Origin of the sequence: Pseudomonas pharyngis (assembly GCF_021602345.1) — a bacterium.
Taxonomy (GTDB): Bacteria; Pseudomonadota; Gammaproteobacteria; order Pseudomonadales; family Pseudomonadaceae; genus Aquipseudomonas; species Aquipseudomonas pharyngis.
The window spans coordinates 1-255 of sequence record NZ_BQID01000052.1 but is presented as its reverse complement, the minus strand read 5'-3'; the positions used below and the strand labels follow the sequence as shown (position 1 = coordinate 255).

The 255-nt window shown below is 61.2% G+C and carries 1 pseudogene; it reads left to right on the top strand.

Annotated elements, in window-relative coordinates:
• Nucleotides 1-98: pseudogene (locus L6D74_RS29935) on the top strand (tRNA-specific adenosine deaminase); the annotation flags it as partial.
• Between the last annotated feature and the right edge of the window lie 157 nt (nt 99-255).

Here is a 255-nt window from a genome sequence, read left to right as displayed (position 1 = left end):
ACCATCGAGTGCTGTATGAAGGCGGGGTGCTGGCGCAGGAGTGTGGGGCGGTATTGACCGAGTTCTTCCGGGCACGGCGCGCGAAATCCACAGACTGAACACAAAACCAATGTGGGAGCGGGCTTGCCCGCGAAGAGGGAGTGCCAGGCGACATTGATGTACCTGACACATCGCCTTCGCGAGCAAGCCCGCTCCCACAGGGGATCTCCTATTTCCGGAGGTCGGGGTTACTTCTTCGCGACAATCACCGCCCGC